General features: G+C 64.6%; 17 protein-coding genes. 16 read left to right on the forward strand and 1 reads right to left on the reverse strand.

What is annotated here, in order from left to right:
• Nucleotides 1–105: 105 nt before the first annotated feature.
• Genes J0H39_08360 through J0H39_08380 form a run of 5 tightly spaced genes read left to right on the forward strand, consistent with a single transcriptional unit; the run spans nt 106 to nt 4,784 of the window.
• Nucleotides 106–912: a GntR family transcriptional regulator gene (locus J0H39_08360; protein ID MBN9496754.1), complete on the forward strand. Its 807-nt coding sequence runs from the start codon at nt 106–108 to the stop codon at nt 910–912.
• Nucleotides 909–1,961: a TRAP transporter substrate-binding protein gene (locus J0H39_08365; GenBank protein ID MBN9496755.1), complete on the forward strand. Its 1,053-nt coding sequence runs from the start codon at nt 909–911 to the stop codon at nt 1,959–1,961. The genes J0H39_08360 and J0H39_08365 overlap by 4 nt, the downstream gene beginning before the upstream one ends.
• 60 nt (nt 1,962–2,021) lie before the next feature.
• Nucleotides 2,022–2,603, forward strand: a complete 582-nt coding sequence (locus tag J0H39_08370) for a TRAP transporter small permease (GenBank protein MBN9496756.1) — start codon at nt 2,022–2,024, stop codon at nt 2,601–2,603.
• The gene (locus J0H39_08375; GenBank protein ID MBN9496757.1) at nt 2,600–3,904 is read left to right on the forward strand and encodes a TRAP transporter large permease; all 1,305 of its coding nucleotides are present in this window, start codon (nt 2,600–2,602) and stop codon (nt 3,902–3,904) included. The genes J0H39_08370 and J0H39_08375 overlap by 4 nt, the downstream gene beginning before the upstream one ends.
• Nucleotides 3,905–3,908: 4 nt before the next feature.
• Nucleotides 3,909–4,784 carry a polysaccharide deacetylase family protein gene (locus tag J0H39_08380; protein ID MBN9496758.1) on the forward strand — a complete coding sequence of 292 codons (876 nt, stop codon included), beginning with the start codon at nt 3,909–3,911 and terminating at the stop codon, nt 4,782–4,784.
• 6 nt (nt 4,785–4,790) lie between these two features.
• On the opposite strand, the gene J0H39_08385 is transcribed toward J0H39_08380, so the two are convergent.
• Entirely contained in the window at nt 4,791–5,312 is a 522-nt protein-coding gene (locus J0H39_08385) for a PAS domain-containing protein (GenBank protein MBN9496759.1), read from the reverse strand.
• Between the two features lie 191 nt (nt 5,313–5,503).
• On the opposite strand from J0H39_08385, the gene J0H39_08390 reads away from it, so the two are divergent.
• From J0H39_08390 to J0H39_08440, 11 genes are all read left to right on the forward strand, one after another.
• Nucleotides 5,504–6,463: a TAXI family TRAP transporter solute-binding subunit gene (locus J0H39_08390; GenBank protein ID MBN9496760.1), complete on the forward strand. Its 960-nt coding sequence runs from the start codon at nt 5,504–5,506 to the stop codon at nt 6,461–6,463.
• A 302-nt stretch (nt 6,464–6,765) separates the two neighbouring features.
• Nucleotides 6,766–8,490: an SMP-30/gluconolactonase/LRE family protein gene (locus J0H39_08395; GenBank protein ID MBN9496761.1), complete on the forward strand. Its 1,725-nt coding sequence runs from the start codon at nt 6,766–6,768 to the stop codon at nt 8,488–8,490.
• Nucleotides 8,491–8,497: 7 nt separating this feature from the next.
• Entirely contained in the window at nt 8,498–9,505 is a 1,008-nt protein-coding gene (gene ugpC, locus J0H39_08400) for a sn-glycerol-3-phosphate ABC transporter ATP-binding protein UgpC (GenBank protein ID MBN9496762.1), read from the forward strand.
• Nucleotides 9,502–10,269, forward strand: a complete 768-nt coding sequence (locus J0H39_08405; GenBank protein MBN9496763.1) for an SDR family oxidoreductase — start codon at nt 9,502–9,504, stop codon at nt 10,267–10,269. Before ugpC ends, J0H39_08405 begins: the two co-directional genes overlap by 4 nt.
• 41 nt (nt 10,270–10,310) lie before the next feature.
• Nucleotides 10,311–11,591: an extracellular solute-binding protein gene (locus J0H39_08410; GenBank protein MBN9496764.1), complete on the forward strand. Its 1,281-nt coding sequence runs from the start codon at nt 10,311–10,313 to the stop codon at nt 11,589–11,591.
• Nucleotides 11,592–11,598: 7 nt separating this feature from the next.
• A complete protein-coding gene (locus J0H39_08415) occupies nt 11,599–12,549 on the forward strand; it encodes a sugar ABC transporter permease (GenBank protein MBN9496765.1) in 951 nt (316 codons plus the stop codon).
• Complete coding sequence (locus J0H39_08420; protein ID MBN9496766.1) at nt 12,549–13,385, forward strand: carbohydrate ABC transporter permease; 837 nt, start codon at nt 12,549–12,551, stop codon at nt 13,383–13,385. Before J0H39_08415 ends, J0H39_08420 begins: the two co-directional genes overlap by 1 nt.
• On the forward strand, nt 13,382–14,302 hold the full coding sequence (locus J0H39_08425) for a dihydrodipicolinate synthase family protein (GenBank protein MBN9496767.1): 921 nt from the start codon (nt 13,382–13,384) through the stop codon (nt 14,300–14,302). Before J0H39_08420 ends, J0H39_08425 begins: the two co-directional genes overlap by 4 nt.
• Nucleotides 14,299–15,468 carry a mandelate racemase/muconate lactonizing enzyme family protein gene (locus J0H39_08430; GenBank protein MBN9496768.1) on the forward strand — a complete coding sequence of 390 codons (1,170 nt, stop codon included), beginning with the start codon at nt 14,299–14,301 and terminating at the stop codon, nt 15,466–15,468. The genes J0H39_08425 and J0H39_08430 overlap by 4 nt, the downstream gene beginning before the upstream one ends.
• Nucleotides 15,469–15,471: 3 nt before the next feature.
• Complete coding sequence (locus J0H39_08435) at nt 15,472–16,392, forward strand: dihydrodipicolinate synthase family protein (GenBank protein MBN9496769.1); 921 nt, start codon at nt 15,472–15,474, stop codon at nt 16,390–16,392.
• Nucleotides 16,389–17,633: a sugar ABC transporter substrate-binding protein gene (locus J0H39_08440; protein ID MBN9496770.1), complete on the forward strand. Its 1,245-nt coding sequence runs from the start codon at nt 16,389–16,391 to the stop codon at nt 17,631–17,633. Before J0H39_08435 ends, J0H39_08440 begins: the two co-directional genes overlap by 4 nt.
• The last annotated feature ends 8 nt before the right edge of the window (nt 17,634–17,641 follow it).

Consider the following 17,641-nt stretch of genomic DNA (forward strand, 5'->3'; position numbering starts at 1 on the left):
CAATTCTCGCGATAAATCGCGATTGGCGCCGAATGTGCAATGCGCCGCGGTAGAGGTGCTGGGTGTGGCGCCGTCCGGAAACGCGAACGACGGAAAACGAACGTAATGCCGAATTCGAAGGCGATTGCCGCCCGCCCGGCGGGCACGCGGCGGAAAAAAGCGACGCCGTCGTCGAAGGCGGGGCCGCGCGGCCGGCGCGCGGGCGCCACGGCGGAGATCGTTTTCGAGCGCGTCGTCGAGGCGATCCAGTCCCATCGCCTGGCGCCCGGCACGCGCTTGGTCGAGGAGAAACTGGGCGCATATTTCGGCGTCAGCCGCACGATCGTGCGCCAGGGGCTGGCGAAGCTCGCCCAGGCCGGGCTGGTCGATTTGTCGCCGAACCAAGGTGCGCGGATCGCCTGGCCCGACGCCAAGCGCACGGCCGACGTGTTCGACGCGCGCCGCCTCATCGAAATCGAACTGGTCGCGCGCGTCGCCTCCAACGCGACGGCGGCCGATATCGCCAAGCTGCGCGGCCATTTGCGCACCGAGGATGCGGCGCGCAAGCGCGGCGACCGCATCGGCTTGGTGCGCTTGACCGGCGAGTTCCATCTGAAGCTCGCCGAGATGGCCGGGAACGCCATTTTGGCGCGCACGCTGGCCGAGTACGAGACGGTCACGTGCCTCGCCATTCTCGCGCATGACCGGACCGGCGAGTCCGCGTGCCCGCCCGACGAGCACGCGTCAATCGTCGATGCGATCGAAGCGCGCGATCCGCGCGCCGCGGCGGCGCTGATGCGCCGCCATCTCGACCATGTTCTCGCGGGGCTCGATCTCGACGCCGCCCCGCGCGATAGCGATCCGTTGGGGGCGGCCTTGTCGCCGCGTCCGGCGGTACCTCACCGCAGACGTCAAGGAAGGAGTCCGTTATGAAACTCGCGTTAGCCGCCGGCCTTTTGGCCGCGTGTCTGGCGGCCGTTCCGGCCGTTCAGGCGCAGCAAAACCCCAACGCCATGCGCATCGCCGGGAATTTCTCGTCGAACACCAAGCATGTCGACAACATCGAGAAGCCGTTCTTCCTGAATTTGCCGGCGTCGCTCGGCGTTCCGATGACGATCAACTACAACCCGATGGACGTGGTGAACGTCCAGGCGGCGGACGCGCTGCGCCTGCTGCGTTCGGGCACGTTCGACGTGATGTCGGTGCAGATCGGCATGGCCTCGCGCGACGACCCCTTCTTCGAAGGCATCGATCTGATCGGCGTGTCGACCGACATGAAGCAGCTGCGCGCGGCGGTCGACGCCTATCGCGAGGCTTTCGATCAGCGTCTCCAGACCAAGTTCAACGCCAAGGTCATGACGCTGTGGCCGTTCGGCCCGCAGGTCTTCTATTGCAGCAAGGAGATCAAGACGGTCGACGACGTGAAGGGCCTGAAGGTCCGTAGCTTCACGCCGTCGATGGCCGCGCTCGTCCAGAATCTCGGCGCCACGCCCGTGACGCTGCAATTCTCGGAAGTCTATCCGGCGCTGCAACGCGGCGTCGCCGATTGCGGCGTGACCTCGCCGACTTCGGGCAACTCGGGCAAGTGGCCGGAAGTCACGTCGTACTTCCTGCCGCTCTCGGTCTCGGGCTCGGTCCAGGGCCACTTCATGAATCTCGACCATTGGAAGCGCTATTCGCCCGCGATGCAGGCGAAGGTGCTGGCCGAGTTCAAGAAGATGGAGGATCAGATGTGGGATCTGGCCGAACGCGCGAACGGCGACGCGATCAACTGCAACGTCGGCAAGGATCCCTGCGTCGAAGGCACCAAATACAACATGAAGCTCGTCGAGGTTTCGGCCGCCGACGAGAAGAAGATCAACGCGGCGGTCACGGCCGTCGTTCTGCCGATCTGGAAGGAGACCTGCAACAAGGTCGACCCGTCCTGCACGGCGACGTGGAACGCGACCGTGGGCCGCGTCCGCGGCTTCAAGATCGACTGAACACGCGTTAAGGAAAGGGGCGGTCCGTTCCGGGCCGCCCCGTTCCCATCGAGGACGATCATGGAAAATCCCGTCGGCAAGATCGCCATACCCGTCGCGCGCTTCGTCGCGATCCTTTGCGGCTACGGCGTGCTGATTCTCTCCTTCGCGATTACGGTCGAAATCGTGGGGCGGAAATTCTTCGGCTTCTCCTTGCAGGGGATCGACGATATCGGCGGCTACGCGCTCGCCATCGTCGCCGCCATCGGCGCGTCCTACACGATGGCCATGCGCGGGCACACGCGCATCGACGTGTTTTTGATCCGTATGCCGGCGCTCTGGCAGGCCGTTCTCAACGCCGTCGCGATGGTGACGCTCGCCGGTTTCGCGATCTTCGCGTTTTATCGCGGCCAAGACGTGCTGTCCGAAAGCATCGAATTCCGGTCCGTCGCGACCAATCCGCTGCAAACGCCGTTGTGGATTCCGCAATCGACATGGCTGTTCGGCGTGGGCTTGTTCGCGGTCTTCGCGTCGGCCTATGCCGCGCATTCGCTCTATTTGCTGTTTGCGGATCGCCGCCGTCTCAATCGTCTCTACGGTCCCGCGACCGCCAAGGACGAAGTCGACGCCGAACTCGAAGCGCGCAAGGAGGAAGGCCGATGATCGATCCCTCGACCGCATTGATCGGTTTCGTGTTGCTGATCGGCCTGATGGCGATCGGCCTGCACATCGCCTTCGTCATGTTCGCGATCAGCATGATCGGCGCCGTGATGTTCCTCGGCACGCCGGCGGTGATGAATTTCGGCAATCAGTTTTGGGGCGCCACCAACAATTTCGTGCTCGTCGCGATCCCGCTTTTCGTGCTGTTGGGCGAAATTCTGGTGCGCGGCGGTTTCACCGACCGGATGTACAAGGCGTTGTCCGATTGGCTGAACCCGCTGCCCGGCGGCTTGTTGCACACGAATATCGGCGCCTCTGCGATGTTCGCGGCCGTGTCCGGTTCGTCCGTCGCGACGGCGGCGACGATCGGGACCGTCGCGTTGCCGGCGTTCCGCAATCGCGGCTACGACGAACGCTTGGTGCTCGGCACCGTCGCGGCGGGCGCCACGCTGGGCATTCTGATTCCGCCCAGCATCAACATGATCATCTACGGCGCGATGACCAATACGTCCGTCGGCCGGTTATACGCCGCCGGTGTGTTGCCGGGGCTGGTGCTCACGGGGCTGTTCATGTTGGTCGTGATCGTGCTGTGCAAATGGCGCCCGGCCTTCGCGGGGCCGGTCGAAGCGCGCGATCCGTTGCTGGTCCGGCTTGGACGCCTCGTCGATTTGTTGCCGCCGGCGGCGATCTTCGTCGCGGTGATGGGCACGATCTATGCGGGCTGGGCGACGCCCACGGAATCGGCGGCGATCGGCGTCGTCGTGGCGCTGGCGCTGGCGGCTTGCTACGGCAAGCTCAGCTTCCGCATGCTGCACGAAAGCTTCGTGTCGACCGTGTCGATCACGGCGATGATCATGCTGATCGCGGCGGCGGCGTTCTATTTGAACTTCGTGCTCGGCTTGATGGGCGTGCCGCAGGCCTTGGCGAATTACGTCAAGTCGATCGGCGCGTCGCCCGGGCAGATGATCGCGATCCTGACCGTGTTCTATCTCATCCTCGGGTGCTTCCTCGACGCGCTGGCGATGGTGATCGGCACGATCCCGATCGTGTTCCCGCTGGTCGTGGCGATCGGCATCGATCCGGTATGGTTCGGCATCTTCCTGGTGGTGATGGCCGAACTTGCCCTTATCACGCCGCCGGTCGGCATGAATCTCTACGTCGTGCAGGGCATTCGCGGCACGGGCACGATCACCGAAGTCATCGTCGGGACGCTGCCGTTTCTGTTCATGATGCTGCTGCTGATCTGGCTGTTGTGGATTTGGCCCGATATGGCGTTGCTGCTGCCGCGACTGTCGTTCGGGTGAAGCGATGAAGCGGTTGGCGCATCCGGGCCGGTTCGACGACACGCCGCTGCCGCATCGCCCCGTCGGCACTTGGCCGGGCGGGGCGAAACTCGCGGTCTACGTGGCGCTCAATCTCGAAAGCTATGCGTTCGGCGAGGGCTTGAGCGAGGATATCGTGCCGGGCTCCGGTCAGCCCGACGTTTTGAATTGGTCGTGGCGCGAATACGGCAATCGCGTGGGCGCGTGGCGGCTGCTCGACCTGTTCAAGGAATGCGGATTGCCGCCATCGCTGCTGGTCAATTCCGCGATATACGATCGCCATGCGCCGCTCGTCGCCGCCTATCGCGACGCGGGTGCGGCGATCGTCGCGCATGGCCGCACCAACAGCGAAAGCCAGGCGGGTCTCGACGAAGCTGGTGAGTGCGCGCTGATCGCCGAGGCGCGTGACGCCATCGCCGAGCGAGAAGGCAAAGCGCCACAAGGCTGGCTCGGCCCTTGGATCGCGGAGACTGCGCATACGCCCGATTTGTTGCGCGAAGCGGGATTCGGCTATTCGCTCGACTGGTGCATGGACGATCAACCGGTCGCGTTGGCGACGCGCGCGGGCGACTTGCTGACCGTGCCGTATCCGCAGGAGTTGAACGATTCGAACGCCATCGTCGCGCGCCGACATTCGGCGAGCGAGTTCGCGGATATGATCGTGGCGCAGTTCGACGAGATGCGTGCGCAAGCCGCGTCGGGGCCCTGTCTTGTGATGGGCGTCGCGTTGCACGCCTATGTCGCCGGTCAGCCCTTCAGGCTGCGCGCGCTACGCGATGCGCTACGCCATATCGGAACGGCCCATGCGGATGTGTGGCGCACGACGACGGATGCGATCGCGCAAGCCTGGTCGAACGGCTAAGCGCGACTACAGTTCGGCGAGGGCCGCTTCGGCGGGTTTGCCCATCGGCGCGAACTCCGCGGCGCCGATGACCGCGGCCAATCGCCCGTCTTCGTCCGCCAACGGACACAGCGCCTGCTCGACGTTGCGCATCCAGTTCGGCGGCCGGAACAAAGTTTCGCCTTTGTAGTATTGCGGCGCGCCGTCGGCGGCGATGCGCTGCAGAAGACCAAATAACGCGCGGCGCGTGCAGCCGGGTATTTCCGACTCGTTCATGCGCAGGCCGGTGAAGTCCGCGCCCGTCGCCTCGACCAGATAGGTTCCGTGAACGCGCACGATGAACTCCCGCGATTGCGCGTGGAAATCCAGCAGAAACAGATTTTTCCAACTACGCGCGGGAAGGTCGAGCGGCGTAAAGCGCTCGCGCAACGGCGCTTGGCCATTCTTGGCCAGAATCGACCAATGCGTTGCGAGTGCGCGCACGGGTTCGCTGGCGATCTTCGGCCAGGCGAAACGGCGATTCGTCGAATCAAAAGTAACGTCAGTCATGCGACGCTCAATTGGCGCGCGCACCGGCCACCGTCAAGGAAGACCGGTGTCGCGACACCGCATCCAGTCGCAAGAATACATACGGCGAGGGCGCCAGTTCAGGGTCCGCGAAGGAGCGGAGTTGGGAAGGTCGAAACATTCGTCGGAACTAGCTAATGCCGGACGAAATGTTTCGCGATATGATCGCCGCTATGCTTTTCCATCGTTTCAAGCGTTGCGTGTTGATCATGGCAGCCTGCGCGGCGCTGGTGACGCAGGGCCCGGCGCGCGCGCAGGGCAGCGGCGAATTGTCGCTGTATGGCGGCGCTGCGGGCGGCGCATTTTTGCCTTACGCGCAAGGCTTGGCGTCATTTCTAAGTCGCGATCGAGCGTTGCGCGTGCGCGCCGTCGAATCGGGCGGATCGATCGCCAATCTGACGGCCGTGCAACGCGAAGCGAACGCGATCGGCCTCGCCTTTCTGCCGACGGTGCAGGAGGCCGCGACGGCGACGGGTTTCGCGCAAGGGCGCAACTACGCCAATATCCGTGCGTTGTTGCCCGCGTTCCGCAGCACCTACCAGATCGCGGTTCGCGGCGATTCCGATATCGGCCGCATCCTCGATCTCGATCGCAAACGCGTCGGCGTCGGACCGGCGGGCGGGACCGACGAATTGCTGTTCGCGGTCGCCGCGAAGGATCTTTATCTCAAGCCCGTGTTCGTCAACGGGACGATCGCGAATCTCGGCGCGGCATTGCTCGATGGCGGGATCGACGCGTTGTGGGTGGGCGCGCGCAGCCCCATTCCCGCCATCGCCGACGTGACCGAAAACGGCGGGGCGCGTGTGATCGGGCTGTCCGCTTGGGACATCGCGGGATTGACCACGCGCTATCCCTATCTCACGCCCGCGATCGTGCCGGCGAATACCTATCGCGGTCAGGCGCGGCCGTTCGCCACAGTGGCGTCTTGGAATCTGCTGGTCGTGAACAAGGACCTGCCGGAGGAAACGGCGCTGGCGATCGTCAAAGCGATTTTAGATACGCCCGATCCCGCCACGGAAATCCATCCCTTCGCGAGCGAAACGCGTGTCGAGTTTTTGAACGAAAACCGCGTCGTCGATTATCATCCGGGATTGCTGCGTTATCTGCGCGAGCGCCCGGCCAAGCCGCGCTGAATCGTTTCGATCAAGCCTGCGATTTTTTCGGCCGACGCGCTTACCCGTTGCGGCGTGATTCGGCATGGCCGGGCTTCGATTCCGCAATGTCGTCGGCCCCGAAGCCTTACCGCCGGATGAGGGGGGATCCGTTGCGGCTTGCTAATTAACTTTATGATTATGTCGTAATATCTAGAAAAATAACGACAAAGTTATGATTTCTCCGCGCTCGTGCTCGACTTTCTGCGATTGTCGCATTGACATGAAATTCATATCCGTCATATGGAACTCCTGCGGCGGGCACACGCCGTAATGGGAGTGAAATGTCCGGTCGTACGCTCAGCGTGGTCGAGAATGGTGACGGCGAAGCCGCGCGGGAAATCCCGGGTGCGCAGGCGTTGCGCCGGGGGCTGTCGCTGCTCGACATCGTCGCCGAAAGCGACAAGCCGCTGCGCTTCGTCGAGATCGCCGAGCAATCGGGTCTGTCCAAACCGACCGCGCATCGCATGTTGGCGACGCTGGTCGAAGCGGGGCTGCTGCGCGTCGACGAGCGCGACCAGACCTATCGGCTCGGCTTCCGCCTTTTCCGCATGGCCCATCGCGTGTGGAACGAATTCGATCTGCGCGGGGCCGCGTCGCCCGAACTCGCGCGGCTCGCGGATTTGACCGGAGAGGCCGTGCGCCTCGCCGTGCTCGACGACACGTCCGTCCTTTATATCGACCAGCGCGACAGCGCCCAGGCCGTGCGCTTGGGGCTGGGCGTGGGCGCGCGCGTTGCCGCCCATGCCAGCGGGGCGGGGAAGGCGATCGTCGCCCATCTCGATCCCCAGCATCGCCAGACGATGGTCAGCCGCCTGTCGCTGGAACGCTTCACGCCGAACACGATCGTCGATCCGATCGAATTCGCGCGCGAGCTCGAACTCACCAAGGGGCGCGGCTACGCCGTTTCGTTCGGCGAGCAGCATGCCGATATCAGTTCGGTCGCCGCCCCCATTTTCGATCACCGCGCGATCGCCATCGGCGCGATCGCGATCGTCGGGCCGTCCTATCGCATGGGCGTGGACCGGCTTCACGCCCTGGGCCGCGACGCGATCGAAGCCGCGCGCCGCGTCTCGGGCAATGTCGGCCAGCTCGCCATGTCGATCTCCATCAATCCCCGCCCGCTGGGTCCCGCGCGCGACGATTTGCGCTGCGCCGTGCCGTCGAGCTGCTTCCTGGGCGAAGGCCCGGTGTGGTCCGCCGCCGACAAGCGCTTGCTGTTCGTCGATATCTTGGCGCCCTCGGTGATCCTCGCGGATCCCGAAAGCGGTCAGTTCGTATCGAAGCCGATGCCCGAATTGATCGGTGCGGCCGTGCCGCGCGCGCGCGGCGGGTTCCTCGCTGCGACGCAGAACGGCTTCAAGACCTTCGACTGGTCGTCGGACACGCTGACGCCGATCGCGCATCCCGAAGCGGGCAAACCCGGCAACCGTTTCAACGACGGCAAATGCGACCGGCGCGGGCGGTTTTGGGCCGGCACGCTGGCGATCACCACCGCGCCGGGCGAGGGCGCGCTGTATCGTCTCGACGCCGACGGCAAAGTCGCGACGATGGGGAAGGGCATCCACATCTCGAACGGTTTGGGCTGGAGCCCGGACGACAGGCGGTTTTACTTCACCGATTCCGGCGCGCGCCGCATCTATGTCTATGATTTCGATCTCGATGGCGGCGAAATCGCCAATCGGCGCGTCTTCGTGCAATTGCCGGAGAATGCGGGCATTCCCGACGGGCTGACGGTCGACGCGGAAGGCTTCGTGTGGAGTGCCCATTGGGACGGCTGGTGCGTCACGCGCTACGACCCCGACGGCAAGGTCGACCGCGTCGTCACGCTGCCGGTCCCGCGCCCGACGAGCTGCTGCTTCGGCGGGCCCGATCTTTCGACGCTTTACATTACGACGGCGCGTATCCGCATGTCGCAACGCCAGCTCGCGGAGGCGCCGCTGTCGGGCGGCGTGTTCGCGTTGCGCGCCGGCGTGCGCGGCCAAGCCGATACGCCGTTCGCAGGGTGATCCATACATGGCGCGTCTTCAGCTTTCCGGCATCAAGAAGAGTTTCGGCCCCGCCAAGGTGCTGCACGGCATCGATCTCGAGATCGGCGACGGCGAATTCACCGTCTTCGTCGGCCCGTCGGGTTGTGGCAAATCCACGCTGCTGCGCCTGATCTGCGGTCTCGACGAAATCGACGAAGGCACGCTCGCCATCGACGGCGAGATCGTCAACGACGTGCCGCCCGCCAAGCGCGGCATCGCGATGGTGTTCCAATCCTACGCGCTCTATCCGCATATGAGCGTGGCGCAAAACATGGGTTACGCGCTGCGTTTGGCCGATACGCCGCGCGCCGAGATCGACAAGCGCGTGGGGGCCGCCGCCGAAATTCTGCGCTTGACGCCGCTGCTCGAGCGCAAGCCGCGCCAATTGTCCGGCGGTCAGCGCCAGCGCGTGGCGATCGGCCGCGCCATCGTGCGCGAACCGCGCATCTTCCTGTTCGACGAGCCGCTGTCCAATCTCGACGCATCGCTGCGCGTCGATATGCGCGCGGAAATCGCGGCGCTGAAGCAGCGCCTGGGCACGACGATGATCTACGTGACCCATGATCAGACGGAAGCGATGACGCTTGCCGACAAGATCGTGGTGATGAATGCGGGCCGCCTCGAACAAGTCGGACGGCCGCTCGATCTCTATCGCAAACCCGCCAACCGCTTCGTGGCGCGCTTCATCGGCTCGCCGCGCATGAATCTGCTGCAAGGCGGTTTGCTGGGCGACCGCGCGGCGGAAGTGGGGCTGCGCCCCGAGGATTTGAAGCTGGTCGATACCCGCGATGCCAAGCTTTCGGGCGATGTGCGGCTGGTCGAACATCTGGGCAGCGATCTGTTCGCGCATGTGGCCGTCGAGGGGGCGTCCGAAACGGTGATCGTGCGCCTCGACGGACGGCGCGACGTTTCGGTCGGTGCGCGCGTCGGCTTGACGATCGACGCCAACGACATCCATCGCTTCACGGCCGATGGCTTGCGGGTATCGGCATGAGCGCGGTCTATCCCGATCTCGAAAACCTGCCCGTGCTGATCACGGGGGCGGCGTCGGGAATCGGCGCGTCGCTGACGGCGCATTTCGCGCGCCAGAAGGCGAAGCTTGGCTTGATCGACATCAACGAAGCGGGGCTGGCGCAGATTTCCGCCGATGCCAAGCGCGATGGTGCCAAACAAGTGGCGACGTTGAAGATCGATCTGCGCGACGTCGCGGCCTTGCGCCACGGCATCGCCGATCTCGCGACGAAGCTGGGTGCGTTCCGCGTGTTGATTAACAACGCGGGCGACGATGCGCGTTTGCCCGCCGATCAGGTCGAGCCCGATTATTGGGACGACCGCATGGCGGTCAATCTGCGTCACCAGTTCTTTGCCGCCCAAGCCGTTGCGCCCGGCATGCAACAGGCGGGCGGGGGATCGATCGTCAATCTCAGCTCGATTTCCTGGATGTTCGGCGCCGCTGGTTTGATCGCCTATACGACCGCGAAATCCGCGGTGATGGGCATGACCAAATCGCTGGCGCGCGAATTCGGGCCGCTGGGCATTCGCGTTAACTCGATCGCCCCCGGCATGATCTGGACGGAGAAGCAAACCGCGCGCGCGCAAGCCGACGATCCGGCCAAGCTCGCGCGTTATCTGGAACGGCAGTGCATCAAGGAACCGTTGGAGCCCGCGGACGTATCGCGGCTCGCTCTTTGGCTCGCGTCGGCGGAAGCCCGCCGCGCGTCGGGCCAGACCTACGTGATCGACGGCGGCGTCGTTTAGCCGCGCCTACCAAAACGACAAACCCACTCGGGAGAGGAAACATGAAGATCAATCGTAGAAACTTCGTCGCGTTGGGTGCGGCCGGTGCGGCCTCGCTCGCCATGCCGTCGCTCGTTCGCGCGCAAGGCGCGAACGTCACGTTCATGAGCTTCAACTTCGCCGAAGACCCGAACCGCCCCTTCATCCAGAAGGTGGTCGAGGACTTCAAGGGTTCGAGCGGCATCACTGTCGAGCCGATCGGTTCGGCCTGGGGCGACATGCAGCGCAATATCCTGCTGCGCCAGCGTTCGCGCACCTTGCCGCAGACCGCGCAGATCCAGGACCGCTGGCTGCCCGCGATCGCCCAGATGCAGGAAACCGTCGATATCGGCGCGCTGCTGGGCCGTCCGGCGATCGAAGAAGCGATCGATCCGGGCGCTTTGGGTCTCGGCCTCGTCGGCGGCAAGATCGTCGGCCTGCCGTTGATCTCCGGCTCGGTCGGTTTCGTCGCCAACAAGGAAGTGATGGCCAAGGCCGGTATCGCCAAGGTGCCGGAGACGATCGACGAGTTCCGCGCCGCGTTGCTCGCGGTGCGCGACAAGGTGCCCAACTCGGTGCCGTTCGGCATGGCGACCAAGAATCCGAGCTCGATCCCGCTCGACCTCATGCTTCTCGTCTGGGCGCATGGCGGCCGTTTGGTGGACGACGAAGGCAAGGTCGTCGCGAATTCGCCCGCGACGCGCGCGGCGTTCGAATTCATCGCCGGCCTGATGCGCGACCGCTTGGTGGCGCCGGAAATCGACCGTCCCGACGCGCGCCGCCTGTTCGCGCAAGGGACTTGCGCCTTCTACATCGACGCGCCGGCCGCGCGCACCTTCGCGCGCAGCTTCTCCGGTCGCGGCGAGGCGGCCGACGCCTTCGTGCTGCCGATGAAGACGCCGATCCTGCGCGCGGGCGATTCCCCGCGTTCGGTCGAATGGGGCCAGGTGATCTCGATGTTCGCGACGGCGCCGGTGGCGGCGGATGCGCCCGCCGTGCGCTGGCTGCGCAACTTCATCAGCGACGGCGTGCAGACGACGTTGCCGCTGCAGCTGGGCGGCTTGCCGACGACGAAGTCGGGCCGCAACTCGGCCGTGGTGCGCAACGACAACTTCCTCAAGGATTGGGCCGCCGCCGTCGGTGTGACGCGCAAGCACGAGATCGGCGTGTGGTCGAACGGGCCGGAACTCTCGACGATCCTCAGCGAGGAAATGCAGGCCGCGTTGCTCGGCCAGAAGAACGCCAATGCCGCGGTCGACGCCATACAGTCGCGTATGGAACAGTCGATGGCGCGCCGGGGCTGAGGCGGGCATGACGCAAGTCACGGGAAACGCGGCGGCGGGCGGTGAAATGCCGCCGCCGCGCATCTCGTCCGCCGCGCGATGGGGCGGGCTGAAAGCGGGGGAGCGGCGCGTCGGGCTGCTGTTCCTCGCACCCGCCCTGATCGCGTTCGGGACCGTGATCGCGTGGCCGTTCCTGCGGGCACTTGGTTACGCGTTCACGCGCTACGATCTGCAAACGCCGGTGCCACGCTTCATCGGCCTCGACAATTTCCGGATGATCCTGTCCACGCCGGAAATTCTCGGCAGCTTCATCACGACCGGAATCTATGTCGGCCTGGCGACGGGTTTTACCGTTTTGCTCGGCTTCGCCTGGGCGATGATCCTCAATCAGCCTTTCCGAGGGCGCGGTGCCATCCGTGCGATTTCGCTGATCCCTTGGGTGTTGCCGTCGACCGTGTCGGCGTTCGTGTGGGGCTGGATCTTCAATAGTCGCTACGGTCTGCTGAACGCACTGTTCCTGGAACTCGGTTTGATCGACCATCCGACCGCATGGCTGTCCACGCCCAATGGCGCGATGGCCGCCGTCGTCGTCACCAAAGTGTGGCTGTCGATCCCGTTATTCATGACCTTCTTCCTGGCGGGCCTGCAAAGCCTCGACCGCGAACAGATCGAAGCCGCGCGCGTCGATGGCGCCGGGAATTGGCCTGTGTTGCGTGATCATGTGTTGCCGCATTTGCGGCCGGTGTTGTTGGTCGTGATCGTGCTGGGCGTGATCGGGAACTTGCAGCATTTCGACACGATCTATGCGTTGACCGGCGGCGGTCCCGTGCGCGCGACCGCCGTGCTGTCGATCGAGGTGTATCGCCGCGCCTTCGATCAGTGGGATACGGGCCTCGCCTCGGCGATCGGCTTGCTGTGGGTCGCGACGATCCTGCCGGCTGCCGCCTATTATCTGCGTCATCTGTTGCGGGGCGTGTGATGCTCGATCTTTCTTCGCCCAGCGCACGTGTCGTTTTCACGCTGGTCCTCGGCGCGATCGCGCTGTTCCTGTTCTTCCCGATCTATTGGCTGACGATTTCGGCCTTCAAGGGCAACGCCGAGCTCTATCGCATCATCCCGACCTTGTGGCCGAACGCGCCCGTGCTCGACAATTTCGTCACCGCGTTCGGGCGCGGCCGCTTGCTCGATCAGCTGCGCAACAGTCTGGTCGTGTCGGGCTCGGCGGCGGCGCTCAACACGATGCTGGCGATGTATGCGGGCTATTCCTTCGCCAAGTTCCGCTATGCCGGCCGGCGCTGGACGATGCTGCTGCTGCTGTCCGCACAGGTGTTTCCGTTCGGCCTGCTGCTGATCAGCCTTTATCCGCTGGTCACGGAACTCGGTCTCATCGACACGCATCTCGGCCTCACGCTGTCCTACATCGTGTTCGCGCTGCCGGTATCGACCTACATGCTCTACAGCTACTTCACCCAGGTGCCGAGCGAGTTGATCGAAGCCGCGCGCGCCGACGGGGCGGGGGAACTGCGCATCTTCCATACGATCGTGCTGCCGGTCTCCGTACCCGCGCTCGTCACCGTGTTCCTCTACGGCTTCATGTGGTCGTGGAACGATCTGCTCTATTCGCTGACGCTGATCGTGTCGGAGGACAAGCGCACGATTGGGCCGGGCCTGCTGCTGTCCTATCTCAACGAAGTCAACGCGGATTGGGGCGGGGCGATGGCCGCGTCGCTGGTCGCGTCGTCCCCCATCGTCGTCGCGTTCGCATTCCTGCAACGCTGGTTCATCCAAGGCGTGACCGCCGGAGCCGTGAAATGAGCAAACTGAAAGGCGTTTTCCCCGTTCTGCCGACCCCGTTCGACGCGAAGGGCGCGGTCGATACGGCGTCGCTGCTGCGCTTGCTGGAATTCGCCGTGGAATCCGGCGCCGACGGTTTCGTCTATCCCGGCATGGCTAGCGAGGTCGAAACGCTGACCTCGGCCGAACGCGCGGCGGCGGTAACGGCACTCGGCAAGGCGCTGCGCGGACGGATCAAATTCGTCGTGGGGGCGAGTGCCGCCGATCCGGACGAAGCGGCGGCACGCGCGCGCGAAGGGGCGGAAGCCGGTGCGTCGGCCGCGATGATCATGGCGCCCGCCAAAGCGGGCCAAGATGTCGCGGCGCATATCGCGTTCTATGCCCAAGTCGCCAAGAACTGCCCGATCCCGATCATGTTGCAGAACGCGCCGGCGCCGAACGGTGCGGGGCTCAAGCCCGAGGCGGTCGTGCAGGTGGCATTGGCGGTTCCGACCGTGCGCTACGTGAAGGAAGAAACGCTGCCCTGCGGCCAGCATGTGACGAAGATCCTCGCGGCGGCGGGCGGCAAGCTCGACGGCGTGTTCGGCGGGGCAGGGGCGCGTTATTTGATCGACGAACTCGTGCGCGGCGCTGCGGGCACGATGCCCGCGACCGAAATGGCCGACGTGCATGTCGATATCGTGCGCGCGTTCGAGACGGGCGATACGAAGAAAGCGCGCTATCTTTATTCGCGCACGCTGCCGCTGCTGCTGTTCCAGCAAACCTTCCGCGTACGCATGACCAAGACCGTGCTGCAAGCGCGCGGGCTGGTCGGGTCCAACGCGTCGCGCGCCGCCGGGCCCGTCCCCGATGCGGGCGACAATGTGGAACTCGCCGCGTTGATCGCGGAAGCCGCCGATCTGTTCAACCGCCATCCGGTTCGTGAGGCCGCGCAATGAGCTTCGACGCGATCAAGAAGGTCGAAACCTTCATCATCTCCATCCCGCGCGACGTGCCGTATCTCGGACCGTTGCGCGAGGGCGAGAAGATCAACGAAAAGGGCTATCTGATCCGCAAGGGCAATCGCTCGATCTATCCCAGCAGCGACATGTCGATGCTGATCAAGATCACGTCGGAAAGCGGCAAGATCGGCTGGGGCGAAACCTACGGCATCGTCGCCCCGCATGCGGTGAAGGCGATCATCGACGACGTGCTCGGTCCCGTCATGGTCGGGCGCAATCCCGCCGAACCCGTGGTGCTGCACGAAGACCTCTACGATCTGATGCGCGTGCGTGGCTTCTTCGGCGGCTATTACGTCGACAGTCTTGCGGGCGTCGATATCGCCGTGTGGGATCTTTACGGCAAGCAGACGGGCCTGCCCGTGTCCGCACTTCTCGGCGGACGGCGTCATGCGTCGCTGCCCGCTTACGTCTCGGGCTTGCCCAAGGCGACGCTGAAGGAACGCTGCGACTTGGCGGTCGAATGGGTGCGCAAAGGCTATAAGGGCATCAAATTCGCCGCCGCCGTGTCCGACGAAGGCATCGTCGCCGAAATGGCGGCGTTGCGCGAGGCGGTCGGGCCGGGGATCGATCTGATGGTCGATCTGCATTGGAAGTTCACGTCGGCGGAGGCGGTGCGCCTCATTCGGCGTCTCGAATCATACAACCTCTATTTCGCCGAAGCGCCGTGCGAGCCCGAAGACCTCGAAGGCCAGACCATCGTCGCGCGCGGCATCGGTTGCCCGCTGGCGCTGGGCGAGGAATTGCGCACGGTGTTCGAATATCGCCCGCGCTTCGAAAAGCGCACGATGACGATCATCCAGCCCGAGATGGGCCATACCGGTATCACCGAATTCCTGCATATCGGGCGCTTGGCGCACGCCTTCCATGTCGACACGATCCCGCATGCGTCGATCGGCATCGGCGTGTTCATGGCGGCGAGTTTGCAGGCGACGGCGGCGTTGAAGCGCGTGCCGTATCACGAATATCAGCACTCGATTTTCGACAAGAACCTGAAATTCGTGACCGGCAAAATGGGCTGCGAGAAGGGCCATTATATTCTACCGGAAGGTCCCGGCCTGGGCGTCGAGCCGCATTCGTCCGTGTTCGATTACGTGATCGGCTAGGCGATGCGCTATTCCGGCATCTATCCCGTCCTCTACGCGTTCTTCCGCGAGAACGGCACGCTGGACGATGCGGCGATGGAAGCGCAAGTCGAGCATTGCCTGGACGCAGGCGCGCACGGGATCACGGTGCTGGGCCTCGTCACCGAAGTGAACAAGCTGACGACCGCCGAACGCCTGCATCTCGTTCACGTCGTCGGCAAGAAGATCGCCAAGCGCGTGCCCTATGCGGTGACGATCGCCGAGCCGGACGTGGCAGGTCAGGTGCAATTCGCCAAGGATGCGAAGGACGCCGGGGCGGATTGGGTGATCCTGCAACCCCCGCCGGGTCCAGCCGTGCCCGAGCGCGACTTGCAGCGCCATTTCGGCGGCATCGCCGACAAGGTCGATCTGCCGGTCGCGATCCAGAACAATCCGGTCAATCTGCCATCCTTCCTGTCGCCCGAGGCGCTGGTCGAGGTGTGCAAGGCGCATCCGAATATCCGCTTGCTGAAGGCCGAAGGCTGGTCGGTCGAAATCGCGCGTGTCCTCGATGCGCTGGGCGGCTCGGTCGACGCGTTCGGCGGTCATGGCGGGATTGAATTCCTGTCGCTGCTGCGCAGCGGCGGGGCGGGGCTGATCCCGGCCCCCGATTGCGTGGCGTTGCAGGTCGCGCTGTTCGAGGATTTCCAAAGCGGCGATCTGGCGCGCATCGAAAACGCCAAACGTCTGCACGCGACCGCGCTGCCGCTGATCGTGTTCATGACGCGCTCGCTGCCCGGCCTTGTCGCCTATGGCAAACGCCTGATGGCGCAGCGCCTGGGTCTGACGCAGATATTCGAGAAGGCGCCGTTCCACACGCCCACGCAATTCGGGCTCGACGAGTCCGATCGCCTGATCGCCGATATCAAACAAGTCGAAAAAACGCTCAAAAGGAGGAAACCATGAAACGTCGTACTCTTCTCGCGGCCGGTACCGCCGCCGCCACGCTCGCGGCCTTGCCGCGCGCCAATGCGCAAGCGCCGATCACGCTCGATTTTCCGTCTTGGCAGGCCGAAGAACCCGGCGTGTCCACATGGTGGAAGGCGCTGATCGCGGAGTTCGAAGGCGCCAATCCGGGCGTGAAGATCAATCTCTATTCGATCCCCTTCGCGCAATACGTTCAGCAGCAGACGGTGCGCTTCGCGGGCAATAACCCGCCCGACATCGTCCATTTGCCGACGCGCAATTTCGCCGCCTTCGCCTCGCAAGGCTGGCTGGCGCCGATCGACGATCGCATCGCCAAGACCGACATCCTGCAGAATTGGACGCCGTTGCAGGGCGACATGCGCTGGGACGGCAAGACCCAGGGCGTGCTGCTCATGGGCTACGGCTCGGTGCTGTACTACAACGAAAAGCTTCTGGCGGAAGCGGGCGTGGGCGTGCCGACGACCCCGGCGGAATGGCTCAACGCCATCGAGAAGACGACCAAGCGCGATCAAGGCCAATTCGGCCTCGTCGCCACGTCGGTCGAGCATCCCAATTTGGTCGTCGAAGCGGGCACGTGGCTGATGGGGCAGGGCCTCGATTGGGTGAAGGGCGGCAAATACGCCTTCACCGACCCGCAGGTCGTCGCGGTCGTCGAGCAGTATCGCCGTTCGATGCGCAACGCGCCCCCGGGCATGAACTCGGCGACCGGCCGTCAGTTGTTCATCGACGGAAAGGCCGCATTCTTGCGCGACGGGCCGTGGATCTGGGCCTTCGTCGAAAAGGCGCCGGATGCCGTTCGCGGTTCGCTGAAGGTCGCGCGCGTTCCCTTCCCGAAGGAAACGGGCGGCACGTCGAACTCGATCCATATGCCGGCCAATCTCGCGGCCAACAAAAAGGATCTGGTTTGGAAGTTCATCGAACTCGCCGCTTCGCCGAAATGGCAGTCGGAATACATTCTGAAATCGGCGGCACCGGCCCCGCGCCGCGGCGCGTTGCCGGCGGACGCCGCGCAGCGTCTGCCGCATCTCAAGATCGTCATGGACGCGGCGGCTTCGGCCGTGTCGGTGTTCCCGACGAACGCGGCGTTGCAGGAAGGCTATAACGAGTACGCGTCGCTGTTCGGCCGCGCGATGATGCGGTTGATCTCGACCGACGAAGCCACGGCCACGGTGCTCGCCAATCTCCAGCGCGAGCTGGAACGCGCGCTGCCGCTGGCTTGAGGGCAACG

This window comes from Alphaproteobacteria bacterium (genome assembly GCA_017308135.1).
In the GTDB taxonomy this organism is placed as follows: Bacteria; Pseudomonadota; Alphaproteobacteria; order CACIAM-22H2; family CACIAM-22H2; genus Tagaea.